This window comes from Candidatus Accumulibacter sp. ACC005, assembly GCF_907163215.1.
In the GTDB taxonomy this organism is placed as follows: Bacteria; Pseudomonadota; Gammaproteobacteria; order Burkholderiales; family Rhodocyclaceae; genus Accumulibacter; species Accumulibacter regalis.
Map to the genome: position 1 here is coordinate 121,754 of NZ_CAJQUB010000012.1, position 16,670 is coordinate 138,423.

The following is a 16,670-nucleotide window of genomic DNA, read 5'->3' on the forward strand; positions in this document are numbered from 1 at the left end:
GCCTCGCCGATCTTCTGCACCGCCGTTTTGGCAACCGGGTTTTCGACGACTACCCTCACCATCTCCGGGTCAGGCCGTCGAGATTGTTGTTTCTCTCTTGGCTGGCGGGTTCTTGTTTTCCGATCCTGGAGTTCGCTGCACGGCGTCGGTACGCGTCGATTTCTGTGGAAAACTTTTTCGAGACCTGCATTCTTTGCATCCGTAGAATGGTTCTGGATAGCGTCCCGATCGGCGCCGCCCGCGGTGGATCGGGATGTTTTGGAATCATCCGCTGCAGTTGCCGACCAATCCGATGTACCTGGACGCACTCATTGGTGGGCAGGAAATGTGGACCGGCGTGGTGCCCAAGGTCGGCCGCCAGTTCATCCAGACGGTCGCCATCGAGGGCTTTCCTCTGGAGTCCACGCCGGGCATCTTGACCGCCCTTGGCGAGCTGCCTTGCGAATACCGTTGGTCGTCGCGTTTCATCTTCATGGACACGCACGAGGCGGTGCGGCACCTCGACAAGTTTCGCAAGAAGTGGCGGCAGAAGATTCGCGGCTTCTTCGACCAGGTGTTCAACACCAACACCGGGTCCATCGATCAGGATGCGATATCGATGGTCGCCGATGCCGAATCGGCCATCGCCGAAGTGAATAGCGGCCTGGTCGCCCAGGGCTATTACACCAGTGTCGTCGTGCTCATGGATGAGGATCGCACCCGTCTTGAAGCGTCTGCACGCCAGGTAGAAAAGGCCATCAACCGTCTCGGCTTCGCGGCGCGCATCGAGACCATCAACACCATGGACGCCTACCTCGGCAGCTTGCCCGGACATGGTGTCGAGAACGTTCGTCGGCCACTCATCAACACCATGAACCTGGCCGACCTGCTGCCGACGAGCACGATCTGGACAGGCAGTGACGGTGCGCCGTGCCCGATGTACCCGCCACTGGCGCCGGCCCTGATGCACTGCGTGACGCACGGCGCGACGCCGTTTCGGCTGAACCTGCACGTGCGCGACGTCGGCCATACCTTCATGTTCGGCCCAACCGGCGCCGGCAAATCGACACACCTGGGAATCATCGCCGCACAGCTGCGCCGCTACGCCGGGATGTCGATCTTCGCCTTCGACAAGGGCATGTCGATGTACCCGCTCGCCGCTGCGATCCGCGCTCAGACCGGGGGCAGCAGCGGCAAGCATTTCACGGTGGCCGCCGATGATGAGCGCCTGGCTTTCTGTCCCTTGCAGTTCCTGGAAACCAAGGGGGACCGTGCCTGGGCGATGGAGTGGATCGACACCATCCTGGCGTTGAACGGTCTGGATACCTCGGCCGCGCAGCGCAACGAAATCGGCAATGCGATCCTCAGTCTGCATTCCAGCGGTGGCCGCACCCTCTCCGAGTTCTCGGTCACCATCCAGGACGAGGCGATTCGCGACGCGATCCGGCAGTACACGGTCGATGGCGCGATGGGACACCTGCTCGACGCCGAGGAAGACGGCTTGTCGCTCTCCGACTTCACGGTCTTCGAGATCGAAGAGTTGATGAACCTGGGCGAGAAGTACGCGCTGCCGGTGCTGCTGTATCTGTTCCGGCGAATCGAGCGCGCCCTGCATGGCCAACCGGCGGTGATCATCCTCGACGAAGCCTGGCTGATGCTCGGACACCCGGCGTTCCGCGCCAAGATCAGGGAATGGCTCAAGGTCTTGCGCAAGGCGAACTGCCTGGTGTTGATGGCCACGCAGAGCCTCTCCGACGCGGTCAACTCGGGGATCCTGGACGTGATCGTCGAATCGACCGCGACCAAGGTTTTCCTGCCCAACATCTACGCCCGCGACGAGGACACGGCGGCTTTGTATCGCCGCATGGGCCTCAACGCCCGGCAAATCGAGATCCTCGCGACCGCCATTCCCAAGCGCCAGTACTACTACGTTTCGGAAAACGGCCGCCGTCTCTACGACCTCGCCCTGGGGCCGTTGGCCCTGGCCTTCGTCGGTGCCGCCGACAAGGAATCAGTGGCCACCATCAAGCACCTGGAAGCCAAGTTTGGTTATGGCTGGGTGAATGAGTGGCTACAGGGCAGGGGATTGAACCTTAGCGAATATGGAGTCGCCGCATGAGCTTTGCTGATCAACTCTAGGGCTGGCCATTCAAGCGAGCCACTCCCGACGCCGATCCCCGGCGTTCCCATGAACCGATGGTCGGGGGGCGCCGTAACGGCGAGAACGAGAACCCCTACCTGGCTGCTCGTCGCACCTGGAACGAGCACGTCGGTAGCGTCGTTTCTGCGCGCCAGACCTGGCAACTGCTCAGCATCCTGTCGCTGTTGATCGCGCTGGCCGGCGTCGGCGGGATCATCCACATTGGCAGCCAGGCGAAGTTCGTCCCGTACGTCGTCCAGGTGGACAAGCTCGGGCAGGCGCTCGCCGTGGCACCGGCCGAACGGGCGGCGCCTGCCGATGTACGGGTGATCGAAGCGTCGGTGGCCTCGTTCATCAGCGACGCGCGCGTGGTCACGCCGGACGTGGCCCTGCAGCGCAAGGCCGTGTTCCGCGCGTACTCGATGCTGGCCCCGCACGATCCGGCCACGGCCAGGATGAATGAATGGCTGAACGGCAGCGAGGAATCCAGCCCGTTCAAGCGGGCGGCAAAGGAGACGGTCAGCATCGAGATCGCCTCGGTACTCGCGCAAACGCCAGAAACCTGGCAAGTCGATTGGCTGGAGACCACCCGCGATCGGCAGGGGATCGTCAAGGGTCAGCCTTTCCGCATGCGCTCCCTGGTGACGATCTATGTCGTCGAACCGACCACCGAGACCAGCGAAGAACAGATGCGCAACAACCCGCTGGGACTCTATGTCCGTGATTTCTCCTGGTCGAAACAGCTTTGAGAGGGGCACCCCCATGAAGAAGGTTCTCTACGCAATGATCCTGGGCGCCATGCCCGCAGTCGCACTGGCGGCTCCTGGCGACGACCTCGCCGACCTCTATTTCTCGGGCAAGAACCCGACCCTGACCAAGCAGGAGAAAGTCGCCATTGCCATCGCCGAGAAATGGAAGGCCTCCGGTGGAACGGGCACCGCTCCGGTGGCTGGGCCTAACGGCTCGATCAAGTTCCTGTACGGCGCCCAGCAACCGAGCATCGTTTGTGCCGTGCTGCAGGTGTGCGACGTCGCCTTGCAACCCGGCGAACAGGTCAACTCGATCAACCTCGGCGATACGGCTCGCTGGACGGTTGAACCGGCGATCACCGGCAGTGGTGGCGGCGAGGTTCAACACCTGATCATCAAGCCGCTGGATGTGGGACTGGAAACGTCCCTGGTCGTGACCACCAACCGGCGCACCTATCACTTCCGGCTGCGCTCGCATCGCACGCGATACATGCCGCAAGTCGCCTTCACCTATCCCGAAGACGCCATGGCCAAGTGGGAAGCCATCAAGACCCGCGAGGGGAGAGAACGCCGAGACAACACGCTGCCGCAAACCGGCGAATACCTGGGCAACCTGAGCTTCGATTACGAGGTCTCGGGCAGCGCGGCCTGGAAGCCGTTGCGCGTGTACAACGACGGCAGCAAGACCATCATCCAGATGCCCTCGACGATGGCCCAGGGCGAAGCGCCGACCCTTCTCGTCGTACGCCAGGACGGCGGCCTTTTCTCCGATGACGAAACGGTGATGGTCAACTATCGCGTGCAGGGCAACCGCTACATCGTCGACGCCGTATTCGACAAGGCCATCCTGATTGCCGGCGTCGGATCGGGCCAGGACCGAGTGACCATCCAGAAGGGGCAATGACCATGCGCAAGCTCCTGGGCCCCGCGCCCCTCATCTTCCTGTTGGCCGGCCTGGCCGGCTGCGCCTCGATCGAGACTTACGGCAACTTCCTTGGCGCCAATGCCCCGGCCACCTTGAATGAAAAGCTCGCCGCGGACACGGTGAAGCAGCTCACGGTCCTGTACCCACCGGCGAGCACCCGCTTCGATCTTGGCCAGCCGACGCCCGATGCCTACGGCAGCGCACTGGTCGAATCGCTGCGCATCAAGGGCTACGCCATCCTGGAGTTCGAACCGGACGAGGCAGCATCGGCGGACAACCCGGACAACCCGAACACCGCCAGGCCGGGACTGAGCCTGCGCTATGTGCTCGACGCACCGGCCAGCACGAACCTCTACCGCGTGACGGTGATGGTCGGTTCGCAGTCTCTGAGTCGCGCCTACGTGGCGCAGAACGATGCCGTGGCGCCGGCCGGTGCCTGGGTTCGGAAGGAGTGAGCGGCCATGGCTGAGCAGCTCACCGAAGAACAAATGTCACCGGACGCTTCGCCTGGCGAACTGTCCAGGCGGTCGGGTGTGCGCCGGGTGAACAACCTGCCCGTGTACCTCGTCGGCGGCGTCATGAGCGTGTTCCTGCTCGTCATGGTCCTGGTGGCCGCGGATCGCGCGGCTCAGCAGAACGAGCCGGCGCAGGGCGCGAAGGAGAAGGGCGGCAACAGCAGCCTGTTCGCCAACGAGATCGCCGGCAAGCAAAAGGACGGGATCATCCCCGCCGAAGCCGCGAAGCCGCCACAAGTCCCGGAACTCGCTGGCCCGGCTACGCCGCTCGGCGCAATCCCGATTGCCCGCCCAGAAAACCTCGACGCGCCGCCACTGCCACCCCGCTCGACAGGCGATGGCACGCTCCAACGCTCTCCCCGCGACGATGAGCTGGATCGTATCCGCATGGTGAAGATGCAGCAGCTCGAAGAGGCGGTGAAGGCCAGGACCACCGTGCCGGTCGTCGCCCCGCGCAGCGCTGGCTCGCCACCGGGCGGTGTGACCGGCGCTCCTGGGAGTCGTGAAGAAGCCATTGCCCGGCTGGCTGCCGTGCGGCAGCAGATCGATGCCGCTGGCCGGGATGACCCGACGGCGGCCTACAAGGCTCGCCTGGCGCAGCTGCAGGGAATGAGTGGGGCAGGGAGGAGCGGCGCCTCGTCTGCCCCGCAATTGCTGCCAACGGCGGCGACCGGCGGCAAGCACGGCGTTGCGCAATTCGGCAACACCGGATCGGGCGACCGCTGGAGGCTTGACTCCCAACCGGAAGCGCCGCGTTCGCCGTACGAACTGCGCGCCGGATTCGTGGTGGCAGCGACGCTGATTTCGGGGATCAATTCCGACCTGCCGGGCCAGATCATGGCCCAGATCGCGCAAAACGTTTTCGACACCGCCACCGGCAAATACCTGTTGCTCCCGCAAGGCTCGCGCCTGGTCGGCAGCTATTCGAGCGACGTGGCCTACGGCCAGGCGCGAGTGCTGGTGGCCTGGCAGCGCATCGTTTTTCCGGACGGCAAGGCGATGGACATCGGCTCGATGCCGGGTGCCGATGGTGTCGGCTACGCCGGCTTCAAGGACCAGGTAAACAACCATTACCTGCGGCTGTTCGGGTCCGCATTGCTGATGTCGGCCGTCACCGCCGGCATCAGCTATAGCCAACAGCAGAACCAGACGCAGACACCCTACGGCACGCCAAGTGCCAGTAGCGCCATGAGCGAGGCCCTGGGGCAGCAGCTCGGGCAGGTGACCGCGCAATTGATCGCCAAGAACATGAACATTGCGCCGACGCTGGAGATCCGGCCCGGCTATCGCTTTAACGTCATCGTCACCAAGGACATGACGTTTTCCAAGCCGTACCAATCCTTTGACTACTGATGACGCCAAGGAGAAAAGACGATGAAGCCCGGGAAGAAAATTTTAGCGGCTAAAATTTTCCTGGCGATGGCCCTCTCGGCCAGCCCAGCGATGATGGCGCCGGCACATGCGACCGGGATCCCTGTATTCGATGCCGGCAACCTCACGCAGAACGTGATGACCGCCATGGAAAGCGTGGCGCAAACGCTGCAGCAAATCGAGCAATACCGGACGCAACTGCAGCAGTACGAAAACATGCTGAGGAATACCGCTGCGCCGGCCGCCTACATCTGGGATCAGGCGGTCACCACGATGAACCTCCTGCGCGGTGCGATCGACACCCTGGACTACTACAAGGCCAACCTCGGCAGCATCGACAACTACCTGGGCAAGTTCCAGGACACGGCCTACTACCGCAGTTCGCCTTGCTTCAACTCTGGCGGTTGCACGGCGGCGGAATGGGCCGCGATCAAGGACAGCCAGCGCCTCGGATCCGAAGCACAGAAGAGGGCGACCGATGCGCTGTTCAAAGGCCTCGACCGTCAGCAGGACGCGATGCAAGCCGATGCACGCACCTTGCAGCGCCTGCAGTCGAGCGCGCAAGGCGCGACGGGCCAGATGCAGGCCATCGGCTACGCCAACCAGTTGGCCAGCCAACAGGCGAACCAGTTGCTGCAGATCCGGGGACTCCTGATCGCGCAGCAAAACGCCATCGCCACCCGCAATCAGGCGCTGGCCGATCGTGAAGCACAAGAAGCCGCTGCTGGCGAGCAACTGCGCAGTGGCACTTTCCGCAGCAGCACAGGGCGTAATTGGTAAAAAGGAGATGACATGAACGCAAGACAACTCTCGAGCGTGGCGCTGGTTGCCATGGTGATAGCGATTGTCCCGGGTTGTGGCGACAAGCCCGAAACCAAAAATCCCGTGGCCAGCCCGGCCTGCGCCGATCTGGACAAGGTGCAAGATCCCGCTCAACGCGCTGAACTTCTCGATAAGTGCCCACGACAAGGAGAGTTCAAACCTAGCCAACAGAAAGCTTGGTGAGGTAGCTATGAGAAGAACGCCCGCCCCATTAGGTGCCACCACCGGCGCGCTGTTGCTGTGGCTGCTGCTCTTTTCCGTCGAAGCGCAGGCGGCTATCGACAGTTCGGATGTGCTGGATAACGTCCTGGCACGTTATTCGGCCGCGGCCAGCATGTGGGCGGCAACGATCACGGCGCGGGCCTCGTGGCTGTTCTGGACCCTGGCGCTGATCTCGATGGTCTGGACCTTCGGCATGCTGGCCTTGCGCAAGGCCGACATTGGCGAGTTCTACGCAGAGTTCGCGCGCTTCACGATCTTCACCGGCTTCTTCTGGTGGCTGCTGACCAACGGCCCGACTTTCGCCACCGACATCATGAATTCGCTGCGCACGATCGGCGGCACGGCAAGCGGCACAGGCCCGGCGCTGTCGCCTTCAGGAATCGTCGACATCGGCTTCACCATTTTTTACCAGGTTCTCGATCGCTCCTCCGGATGGTCGCCAGTCGATAGTGCGGCCGGCATCCTCATCAGCGCGGCAATCCTCATCATCCTGGCCTTGATCGGCGTGAACATGCTGCTGCTCCTGGTGAGCGGCTGGATCCTGGCTTACGCCGGCGTTTTCTTCCTCGGCTTTGGTGGCTCGCGATGGACTTCGGACATGGCGATCCATTACTACAAGACCGTTCTGGGTATCGCCGCGCAGCTGCTCACCATGGTGCTGCTGGTCGGCATCGGCAAGTCCTTCGTCGACCAGTACTACGTCAACATGAGCGCCGGTATCAGCCTCAAGGAATTGAGCGTGATGCTGATTGTCGCCGTGGTCCTGCTGGCCCTGGTGAACAAGGTACCGGCCTTGATTGGTGGGCTGGCGATGCATGGCGGCACGCATGCTCTGGGCGGTGGTTTCGGAACCGGCGCGGCGATGGGCGCAGCGGCCATGGCGGGTGCGGCCGTCGCCACGGGAGGTGCCGCGATCGCCGCAGGCGCGGCGAACGCGGCGGGCGGCGCCCAAGCCTTGATGGCCGCCGCCTCGAAAGCATCGCAGAACGTCGCCGGAGGCACGGACATTGTTTCGCGCATGACTGGAGGAATGGCTGATGCGGTTAGCGGTGGCGGAGCGAGCGGCAGCTCGGCCGGCATCGGCAGCCCCCTGGCGAGCGCGATGGATGGCCCGGCGATGAGCGGTAGCCCGTCATCCGGAGCGACCTCGAGCGGCTCTCGTTCGAGTTCCAGCAGCAAGGGCAACGCAGCAGCCAAGGGCAGCACGACCGGCAACAGCAAAGCCAGGGCCGCAGGACAGACACCAGGTCAGCAGCCGCAAGGCGGCGAGAAATCTGCTCTGGGTACGGTCGGCCGGGTCGCCACCGACGCAGCCGCTAACCTGGTCAAAGGCACTTGGGACGTCGCCAAGGAGAGAGCCAACGCCGGTGCCGAAGCTGCGCAGGAACGCCTCAGCCAGACCATCGGCGGCAAAGTGGCCGCAGCCATCAAGGCCCAGGGGACGACCGCAACATCCAGCGAGCAGCTCAAGCCGGAACCCACATTCGACGGCAACAGCCTGTCAGGGGCCAGCGACACTTCGGTGGACGCTGACTCGGAAGTCTCCGCATTCCGCGACCGCGACACTCACTCTCCATCACGCAAGGGGCGTTACACATGAAACCAAAACTTGTTCTCGCTTCGCTCGCCTTGGCCGCGGCGGCGTCAATCTCGGCATCGGCCAGCGCCGAAGAGGTACTGACCGGCGATACTCGCCTGGCGTGCGAGGCCATCCTGTGCCTATCGACAGGCACTCGCCCCGGCGAGTGCTCGCCGTCGCTGCACCGGTATTTCAGTATCTCGCACCGGAAACTGAGCGACACCATCCGCGCACGGGGCAACTTCCTGAAGCTGTGCCCGGTGGCCAACCAAACTCCTGAAATGAGTTTGCTGGTCAACGCGATGGCGAACGGCGCCGGCCGCTGCGACGCGGCTTCGCTGAACATCACGCTTCTTTCATGGAACTGGGACAACGAGACGGTGCTCATCGGCAACCAGATGCCAGGCTATTGTGCAGCCTATGCCGGCCACGCCTACACCGACTTTTCCGGCACGCAGCCGCGTTACGTGGGGACGCCAGAAAGGGGAGGGTACTGGGTCGAAGCCAACGTCTACGACCGGGCACAGGCGGAGTACAACGCCAGAATCGCAGCAGAAGAAGCGCAACGGCGCCTTCTGTGATCACGGCAGGAACCAGCAAGAAGGAAGGGCAATGCCTTTTGTCGATCTACCGCCGCAGCTTCAAGAGCGCGTCGTGTGCTCGATTTCGGCGGCCGTGAAGTACGCGGTCCCCGCGAACATCGTCCTGGCCGTGGCCGAGAAAGAAGCGGGGAAGCCAGGTCAATGGGTGCGCAACAGCAACGGTACGCATGACGTAGGGTCGATGCAGTTCAACACCTCCTATCTCCGCGACTTGTCCCGTTACGGGATCACGGCAGACGATGTTGCCGCGGCCGGCTGCTACGCGTTCGACCTGGCCGTCTGGCGGATCCGCGGACACCTCAAGAACGACAAGGGCGACCTCTGGACCAAGGCAGCCAACTACCACTCTCGGACGCCACGATACAACGCGGTGTACCGGAGCGATCTGCGCGTGAAAGCTGCCAAGTGGGCGGACTGGCTGGAAGCGCGTTTTGTTACGGCGGATGTGACGAAGGCGGGTGCTGCGCGCGCGCTGCCGGCGACTCGATTACTTCCTTCTTTGGTAGCTACCAAGAGGAGTAAGCCGGTGGCAGCGGTAGCGATGGACGCAACGCCACGGACCACAGCAACGTGGGAGATTTCCGGATATGTCCCGCGGAAGTTGATCCGCAACGCCCAGCCGTGATCGTTCGGGTCCGATTTTAGCGGCTAAAATTTTGTGGCTGGCAAATTGGTCAGGTTGTTGGCCGCGCTGTGGGTTGCTCAAGTTCCGGGCAGATTGCCCCAAGGCACTCTGGCGTTGGCTTGCCGGGCAGGGCGCACAGGGCTATCCCCTATTTGTGTGGACAACTGGAACCGCACGAGCGCCTGGATGGAAGACGAAGTGGCAGCTTGCGCTCCTGCGTAGGGGCCGAACGGCTAAACAGGCATCCGAAGGTATCCGCGGCGAGTTCGGACTTCGTCCACGGTCTCGATCATCTTCATGCCTTCCTCTTCGCTTGATACGAAGATAGCCCTGAGCGTACCAGACGGACCCCATAGTACTTCGTGCTTGTCTCCGAGAGAACGTACATCGTTGCCTCTCTGCCACCCGGCGTTGCGCCCCTTATTCAACAGCAGAATACGATGTGGCAGCACATCCACCACCATATGCGGGTGACACGTCCGCTGGTGAGACCGGTGGAGAACAACAAGCGGCGACGCCGAGTTCTGCGAAACATATGACTACTACATGGCTGTTGCTCCAGGCTCGGGGAGCGTAGCAACTAAAGCCCTGACAGCAATACATACCAGCCTGAGTGCTCGCTATCGATTGTTTGATAAGAGCAGACAGAGAGCCTTTGAATATGGCTTGCAGATGCTTTTGTGGTCGCGCACAGCAAGTTTAGTGGTGATATGCGGCGCTTTGTAAGAAGCGCGCAGCGCATTGTTTAGTATGTACCAAACAAAGTGTTTAGAAGCGTGCGGCTGGCGACGCGGGTTCTGCCGCGCAATTTCGTCGCACAGTTGCGCTCCGACAAGGCTTTGCTGTAGACTTGCGAAATTCACGGAGGGTGCGTAATGGGCGGCGACGTTCTTAGCGATGTAGGTAAGAGATTGGGCGACCTGAGCGACTTGCCGGAGGCGCTGCGCAAGCAATTAAATGCAGCGAAAATGGGCGATCTTGAGGAAAAAATCCTCCGGACCATCAAGGAACGCTACGACGGAGCCGCGAGCATTGACGAGATCATGGTCGGCCTGTTTCGAGATTTTCAGTACGTGACGGAAGACAGACGCACAATGGCGAACAGGCTCTACCGGATGACCAAAGCCGGGCATCTGGAAAGTGTTCCGAAGCGGAAGGGTGTCGTAAAACTGAAGGAATGAAACGAGTTCGCGCTTTTCTAAGCGCAAAAAACAAGAAGCCAGTCGCGCTAACGACTGGCTTCTCGTAGGGGCCGGAGCCCCGCTTGGACTACTTGTTGGCTCGAACAGTCTAAGCGGTGTCCCCTTCTTTCGTCAATGGCCGGTTGCCCGGACTGGCTGTTGCTTTATAAGGATCACAACCATGGCATCGCGCCACGAAGTAAAGTGCATCAACAAGACTGACCGCTACAACGCTCATGAGCGCATCCGCGCGATAGGCGGAATCAACGATGATGGGACGAACTGGAAGCTTACGCAGGAGCAGGCCATTCAAGGCATTGAGGCCGGGAAATGGAGCTTCTACGTGGCCGTGCGTGGCCATATTGTCAATGTCATTATTGCGGTTAGCCGATTCGGGAACAAGTACTTGAAGACAGAAGCGGACGGCGAACATCCGAACAATCTGCTTTCGCTCTACGAGTGCGTTTCGTAGTTCGTTGATGCTGTTAAAGGGCTGCCTTCGTGCAGCCCTTTTTTTGATGCTATCGGGGGCGCCTCAGAAAACGGGAAATAAAGCACGTTAAGCCTTGCCTGTTCGGCAACGTCAAACACCAAACGGACGGCAGGACGAGCTGAAGGTGCCTGCAGCCCCTCCATCAAAGCCTGTTCACAGCCTGGAAATCGTCGCCGGATACACCGCGCGCAAGAGGACAGCACCCCGCGCCGCCCATGGGTACAGTTCGCCATGGAATCATGGCCCGTGAAGCCTGTTGGTCTGTCACGAAGGATGCTGGGGTCTCTGGCGAAAACAAGACTCAGAAGAAGAACAAGAATCGAGCATCGAATAGACCAAAAAGCCATTCCTACTGGAACTATATCGGCCCGCGCTATGATTTTTGGGTAAGATCATCCAGATTGGAACTAATGCCCGCGCTCAGCAAAGGCAAAAGCGATACTGACGGGGTTCTGGCTGCGAGAAATGCCAGGCAGAGTGACGAGGGAGATAGGAGTGCGAACAACTCCGAAAATCGGGCAGCCGGCCGTCGTTCGCTGGAAATAGTCCAGCCTTTTCGAGTGAACCACGACGATGCATCAAACCATCAGGCCGTTTTGGCACCTGGCTACCGCTCGCCAGAGCAACAGCGGAGCGATGCCGCATGCATATCATGACTGACGCCAAAGTGAGCGGAGAGAACAAACTGGAGCGCCTCGGGTTCAGTTATGAGCGCGGCGGGGTCCATACCGCCCGGACGATGATGCTGGTCGAACTGCGCGCCTTGCTGTCCTATGTAGACAAGGCCGACGCGGCCAGGACCGAATACCTCGAAGCCATCCAGACCGCCAATTGCCTCGGCAAGCGTTCGGGCAAGACGCGGGCGCTGACCTTCCGGCACCTGGCCGACCTCTACGCGCTGGATCCCAACTTGCTGGTGTTTCGCGCTCTGCGTTTCCTTTGGCAGCGGGATGTAGATGGGCAGCCACTTTTGGCGGCGCTGTGCGCGTACTCGCGCGATCCCATTCTCAGGGCCAGTGCCCCCTTTGTTTTTGGATTCCAGGAAGGGGCCACCGTTACCCGTGAGGCGATGGAGGAGTTCATCGACGCTCAAGAGCCGGGTCGCTTCAGCAAGGCCACGCTCAAGTCAACCGCTCAGAACATCAACTCCTCTTGGACCCAATCAGGCCATCTGGTTGGCCGCGTTCGCAAGGTGCGCGCCCGCGCGGCGTCGACGCCAGGCACGGTGTCCTTTGCACTGCTTCTGGGCTACGTCAGCGGGCTGCGCGGGGAGTCGCTCTTCAAGAGCGACTTTAGCCGGATGCTCGACTGCTCGTTCGAGAAGACGATCGAGATGGCTGAAGACGCCTCGCGCCGGGGCTGGATCTCGCTGAAACGCGTTGGCCAGGTAGTCGAGGTGCTTTTCCCGAGCCTGCTTACTGCGCAGGAAATGGAGTGGCTACGTGAGCAGAATTAAGCGATTGACCCAGTCCTACAACAAGTACGTGGCTGTCCCTTGGCGCGACGACGCAGCCGCCGCTCAGCGCGTCATCTTCTGCGTCTACCACGAGACGGAAGAGCTGCGGCTGCGCGCCAAAGTCGATGAATTTGAACTTGCCACCAGGGCGGCGGGCCATGACTGGGCCTTGTTCGACCTGACGGACTCGTTCCCCAACTGGCTGGCGTCCCAACGCTACGCTAAGAGCTACTTCCAAAAGCCCAAGCTGTTGTCCACTCTGCTGCCAAAGTACCTCAGCCACATCGAAACCGAGTTCGAGACCTTCCTGCAGCACAAGGCCATCGATGAGAACTTTGTTGTGGCGCTCAAGGGCGTGGGCTCTCTGTTCGGCTTCCTGAAGGTCAAAGAAGTCGTGGAAAAGCTCGCCCCCAGAGTAAAGGGCCGCCTGCTGGTGTTTTTCCCCGGCAGCTACGAAGACAACAACTACCGCTTGCTGGATGGGTACGACGGCTGGAACTACCTGGCCGTGCCGATCACCGCAGACAAAGAATTCTGATTGAGTGAAGGGTCGAACATGCTGAATCGCGACATCTACCAAAAGGATCCTTCGACCCGCAAGCTGGTCAACGAGGGCGTGGCCAGTGTCAATGACGAGAAGACCAACCAGGCGCTGTCCGTTCTGCGGTACGAGCTCGAAACCTTCGTTTGCGATGGTCAATACGAAAAGGGCCTGGAGCACATCCTCGACGTTTACCTGAAGAACATCGAGCAGGCTGAGCAACCTGCCGTGTGGGTCAGCGGCTTCTACGGCTCGGGCAAGTCTCATCTGGTCAAGATGCTGCGGGCACTTTGGGTGGACAGCGCGTTTGACGATGGCGCCACCGCCCGCGGCATTGCCACCTTGCCGCAAAGCGTGAGCGATCAGTTCAAAGAGCTCACCACCCAGGCCAAACGCCATGGTGGGCTGCACGCCGCATCGGGAACGCTGGGCTCCAGCTCGCGTGACAAGTCAGTGCGCATGGCGCTGCTGGGCATCCTGTTCCGATCCGTTGACCTTCCCGAACAGTACCCGGTGGCGCGCTTTGTCATGTGGCTCCAGCACGAGCGCATCTACGACGCCGTGCGTGGCCACGTTGAAAAGAGCGGCTTTGACTGGAACGAAGAACTCGACAACTTCTACGTGGCCGAGGGTCTGCACGAAGCCCTGGTCAAGGCCAAGCCCAACCTCTTCACGTCGCCGGCGTCCTGCGTCGAGACTCTGAACAACCTGTACCCCTATGTGCAGGACGTCTCCAGCGGCGACATGCTCAAAGCCATTCGCCAGGCGCTTATCCGAGATGGCAAGTTCCCACTCACCCTGGTGGTGCTGGACGAGGTGCAGCAGTACATTGGCGAGGACAGCCAGCGTTCCATTGATGTACAGGAAGTGGTCGAAGCTTGCTGCAAGAACATCGGCGCCAAAATTCTGATCATCGGCACCGGCCAAACCGCCGTGACCGGCATCGCCAACCTCAAGAAGCTCGAAGGCCGCTTCACCGTTCGCGTTGAGTTGTCCGACGCCGACGTCGATGCCGTGATCCGGCAGGTCATTCTGGCCAAGAAGCCAGAAGCCAAGGCCCCGGTCGAAAAGGTGATGCAGACCAACCTGGGCGAGATCTCCCGCCACCTGGCCGGCACCACCATCGGACACCGCTCCGACGACATTCAATTCTTCCCGCAGGATTATCCGATCCTGCCGGTGCGCCGTCGGTTTTGGGAGAATACCCTGCGCGTGCTGGACCAGACCGGCACCGACAGCCAATTGCGAAACCAGCTCTCGATGATCCACAAGGTCATTCAAACCAATGTGGACGCACCCGTCGGCAGCGTGGTGCCAGCGGACTACTTGTACTTCGACGCGGCCGACAAACTGCTCCAGTCGCGCATCCTGCCGCGCAAGGTCCATGAAAAAACCATGGTCTGGGCCAAGGGCACCGATGCCGAGCGCCTGATGGGCCGCGCCTGCGGCCTGGTATTTCTGATCAACAAACTGGCCAGCAGCAACAACGAAATCGGCATTCGCGCCACGGTCGACACACTGGCCGATCTGTTGGTGGAAGACCTCACCCAAGGCAGCAGTGCACTGCGCAGCAAGCTCCCAAGCCTACTCGACAAATGCGAGCTGCTGATGAAGGTCGGCGACGAGTACCGTATACAGACTGAGGAAAGCACTGCCTGGAATGACGAGTTCCTCAGCCAGCGCAACAGCCTAGCCAACGAAGCCCACCGTGTGGATTCGGAGCGCGGCGACCGCATACGCCGCCACTTCGGCGAACTGGTGCGCAAGCTGTCGCTGACCCAAGGCACGTCCAAGGTCATGCGTGACATCTTCCCGGTGTTCGATGCCCTGCTGCCCGGTGACGCCAGCGAGAAAGTCTGCGTCTGGGTGCGCGATGGCTGGAGCATCGACGAAAACTCGGTGCGCGCCGACGCACGCCAGGCGGGCAACCAGTCGCCCACCGTGTTCGTGTTCATTCCCAAGCGCTCGGCCGATGACCTGCGCCACTACCTGATCGACTTCAAAGCCGCCAGCGCGACGCTGGACAAGCGCGGGGTGCCTGTTCCCGGCGATGGAACTGAGGCGCGGGCCGCTATGGAGACAATCAAGCAGACAGCGGAGGGAAAGATCCGCGAACTGCTGCAAGAAGCCTTCTCCGGCGCTCGTGTCTTTCAAGGCGGTGGGAACGAAATCCTTGGCAATAGTTTGAACGAGATGGTGCTAGAAGCGGCCGGCAACGCGCTGCAACGGCTCTATCCACTGTTTCACATTGCTGACCACACTGACCCCGCCGGATGGACTAAGGTCTACGAGAAGGCGCAAAAAGGCGCCCCGGATGCGCTCAAGAGCGTGGGCGACGACGGTGAGCCCGCCAAAAACCCGGTGTGCAAAGCCGTCCTGGCCTTCATTGCCGGCGGCAAGAAGGGCATCGACATCCGCAAGAACTTTGAAGGCGCCACCTACGGTTGGCCGGGCGACGCGGTGGACGGTGGCTTGCAGGTGCTGATGGTGGCCGGGCTGATCCGTGCCCACGACGACAAGGGCCAAACCATCGACCCGAAAGACCTAGAGCGGAAGGTCATCGGCAAGACCATGTTCAAGGTCGAGTCGGCCACGGTGTCGGCGGCGCAGCGCATCCAGATCCGTAAGGTGCTGCAAAAGGTCGGCCTCACCGCCAAGCAGGGCGAAGAGCTGGCCCACGTGCCGCAGTTCCTGGTCAGCGCGCAAGAGCTGGCCAACCGCGCCGGAGGCGACGCCCCACGTCCGGCGCACCCGGAAACGAAGGGACTGGAGGAGATCCGCCTCACCGCTGGCAACGAGCAGCTGCTGGCCCTGTACAACCAGCGCGATGAACTCAGTGCCGCCATCGACACCTGGACGGATCTGGCCGAGCGCATCGACAAGCGCCTGCCCGCCTGGAACACGCTCAAGCGCCTGTTGGCCCAGGCCAATGGGTTGTCGGGTGCCGAAGTCTTGGTGGCCCAGGTCACGCACCTGGAGCAACAGCGCCAGTTGCTGGAAGAGCCAGATCCGGTCACGCCGCTCGTGTCCAGCCTCACCCAGTTGCTGCGCGACGAACTGAACCGTCTGCACACCGACTACCAGACCCGCCACAAGAGCGGCATGGCGCGACTGGACGCCGACACCAACTGGCAGCAGCTAGAGCCCGAGCAGCGCAACAGCCTGCTGGCCGCCCAGAAGCTCACTCTCGCTGATGCACCCAAGGTGCAAGTGGCCAACACCGACGAGGTGCTAGCCACTGTGGATCGGCTGTCGCTCTCGTCGTTCGCGGACCGCGTGGCCGCCATTGACTCGCGATTCGACGCCGTGCTGGTGGCTGCCGCCGAGCTGATGGAACCCAAGGCGCAATTCGTCAAGCTGCCCAGCCGCACCATCAAGTCTGAGGCCGAGATCGACGCCTGGCTGAACGATGCCCGACAAACCATAGCGCAGGCCCTGAAAAACGGCCCGGTCGTTCTTCATTGAGGTCT

The 16,670-nt window shown here is 61.6% G+C and carries 14 protein-coding genes and 1 pseudogene; all 15 read left to right on the forward strand.

Annotated features, from left to right (window positions below; translation table 11 throughout):
* Positions 1-262 precede the first annotated feature (262 nt).
* Positions 263-2,098 (forward strand): annotated as a pseudogene (locus QZ613_RS14360) (conjugal transfer protein TrbE); the annotation flags it as partial.
* 77 nt (positions 2,099-2,175) lie between these two features.
* Positions 2,176-2,868, forward strand: coding sequence for a conjugal transfer protein TrbF (locus QZ613_RS14365; protein ID WP_291982930.1), 693 nt, complete (start codon positions 2,176-2,178; stop codon positions 2,866-2,868).
* A gap of 13 nt (positions 2,869-2,881) precedes the next feature.
* Positions 2,882-3,772, forward strand: a complete 891-nt coding sequence (gene trbG / locus QZ613_RS14370; protein WP_291982932.1) for a P-type conjugative transfer protein TrbG — start codon at positions 2,882-2,884, stop codon at positions 3,770-3,772.
* A 2-nt stretch (positions 3,773-3,774) separates the two neighbouring features.
* The gene (locus tag QZ613_RS14375) at positions 3,775-4,248 is read left to right on the forward strand and encodes a conjugal transfer protein TrbH (protein ID WP_291982934.1); all 474 of its coding nucleotides are present in this window, start codon (positions 3,775-3,777) and stop codon (positions 4,246-4,248) included.
* Positions 4,249-4,254: 6 nt separating this feature from the next.
* Complete coding sequence (locus tag QZ613_RS14380) at positions 4,255-5,661, forward strand: TrbI/VirB10 family protein (RefSeq protein ID WP_291982936.1); 1,407 nt, start codon at positions 4,255-4,257, stop codon at positions 5,659-5,661.
* A gap of 21 nt (positions 5,662-5,682) precedes the next feature.
* Positions 5,683-6,459, forward strand: coding sequence for a P-type conjugative transfer protein TrbJ (gene trbJ / locus QZ613_RS14385; RefSeq protein ID WP_291982938.1), 777 nt, complete (start codon positions 5,683-5,685; stop codon positions 6,457-6,459).
* 12 nt (positions 6,460-6,471) lie between these two features.
* Positions 6,472-6,684 (forward strand): entry exclusion lipoprotein TrbK, encoded by a 213-nt coding sequence (gene trbK, locus QZ613_RS14390; RefSeq protein ID WP_291982940.1) that lies wholly within the window; start codon positions 6,472-6,474, stop codon positions 6,682-6,684.
* Between the two features lie 7 nt (positions 6,685-6,691).
* On the forward strand, positions 6,692-8,323 hold the full coding sequence (gene trbL, locus QZ613_RS14395) for a P-type conjugative transfer protein TrbL (RefSeq protein ID WP_291982942.1): 1,632 nt from the start codon (positions 6,692-6,694) through the stop codon (positions 8,321-8,323).
* On the forward strand, positions 8,320-8,883 hold the full coding sequence (locus QZ613_RS14400) for a TrbM/KikA/MpfK family conjugal transfer protein (RefSeq protein WP_291982944.1): 564 nt from the start codon (positions 8,320-8,322) through the stop codon (positions 8,881-8,883). The genes trbL and QZ613_RS14400 overlap by 4 nt, the downstream gene beginning before the upstream one ends.
* A gap of 31 nt (positions 8,884-8,914) precedes the next feature.
* Complete coding sequence (locus QZ613_RS14405) at positions 8,915-9,529, forward strand: muramidase (protein ID WP_291982946.1); 615 nt, start codon at positions 8,915-8,917, stop codon at positions 9,527-9,529.
* Between the two features lie 875 nt (positions 9,530-10,404).
* Positions 10,405-10,710: a hypothetical protein gene (locus QZ613_RS14410; protein ID WP_291982948.1), complete on the forward strand. Its 306-nt coding sequence runs from the start codon at positions 10,405-10,407 to the stop codon at positions 10,708-10,710.
* Positions 10,711-10,891: 181 nt separating this feature from the next.
* Positions 10,892-11,182: a DUF3892 domain-containing protein gene (locus QZ613_RS14415; RefSeq protein ID WP_291982950.1), complete on the forward strand. Its 291-nt coding sequence runs from the start codon at positions 10,892-10,894 to the stop codon at positions 11,180-11,182.
* A 664-nt stretch (positions 11,183-11,846) separates the two neighbouring features.
* On the forward strand, positions 11,847-12,659 hold the full coding sequence (locus QZ613_RS14420; protein ID WP_291982952.1) for a hypothetical protein: 813 nt from the start codon (positions 11,847-11,849) through the stop codon (positions 12,657-12,659).
* On the forward strand, positions 12,646-13,197 hold the full coding sequence (locus QZ613_RS14425; RefSeq protein ID WP_291982954.1) for a BREX protein BrxB domain-containing protein: 552 nt from the start codon (positions 12,646-12,648) through the stop codon (positions 13,195-13,197). Before QZ613_RS14420 ends, QZ613_RS14425 begins: the two co-directional genes overlap by 14 nt.
* 18 nt (positions 13,198-13,215) lie before the next feature.
* A complete protein-coding gene (gene brxC / locus QZ613_RS14430) occupies positions 13,216-16,665 on the forward strand; it encodes a BREX system P-loop protein BrxC (RefSeq protein WP_291982956.1) in 3,450 nt (1,149 codons plus the stop codon).
* Positions 16,666-16,670: the final 5 nt, after the last annotated feature.

Bases quoted from the DNA above. Each gene is read 5' to 3' on its own strand.
- QZ613_RS14365 (WP_291982930.1), top strand. From the start codon at position 2,176: ATGGTCGGGGGGCGCCGTAACGGCGAGAACGAGAACCCCTACCTGGCT.
- trbG (WP_291982932.1), top strand. From the start codon at position 2,882: ATGAAGAAGGTTCTCTACGCAATGATCCTGGGCGCCATGCCCGCAGTC.
- QZ613_RS14375 (WP_291982934.1), top strand. From the start codon at position 3,775: ATGCGCAAGCTCCTGGGCCCCGCGCCCCTCATCTTCCTGTTGGCCGGC.
- QZ613_RS14380 (WP_291982936.1), top strand. From the start codon at position 4,255: ATGGCTGAGCAGCTCACCGAAGAACAAATGTCACCGGACGCTTCGCCT.
- trbJ (WP_291982938.1), top strand. From the start codon at position 5,683: ATGAAGCCCGGGAAGAAAATTTTAGCGGCTAAAATTTTCCTGGCGATG.
- trbK (WP_291982940.1), top strand. From the start codon at position 6,472: ATGAACGCAAGACAACTCTCGAGCGTGGCGCTGGTTGCCATGGTGATA.
- trbL (WP_291982942.1), top strand. From the start codon at position 6,692: ATGAGAAGAACGCCCGCCCCATTAGGTGCCACCACCGGCGCGCTGTTG.
- QZ613_RS14400 (WP_291982944.1), top strand. From the start codon at position 8,320: ATGAAACCAAAACTTGTTCTCGCTTCGCTCGCCTTGGCCGCGGCGGCG.
- QZ613_RS14405 (WP_291982946.1), top strand. From the start codon at position 8,915: ATGCCTTTTGTCGATCTACCGCCGCAGCTTCAAGAGCGCGTCGTGTGC.
- QZ613_RS14410 (WP_291982948.1), top strand. From the start codon at position 10,405: ATGGGCGGCGACGTTCTTAGCGATGTAGGTAAGAGATTGGGCGACCTG.
- QZ613_RS14415 (WP_291982950.1), top strand. From the start codon at position 10,892: ATGGCATCGCGCCACGAAGTAAAGTGCATCAACAAGACTGACCGCTAC.
- QZ613_RS14420 (WP_291982952.1), top strand. From the start codon at position 11,847: ATGCATATCATGACTGACGCCAAAGTGAGCGGAGAGAACAAACTGGAG.
- brxC (WP_291982956.1), top strand. From the start codon at position 13,216: ATGCTGAATCGCGACATCTACCAAAAGGATCCTTCGACCCGCAAGCTG.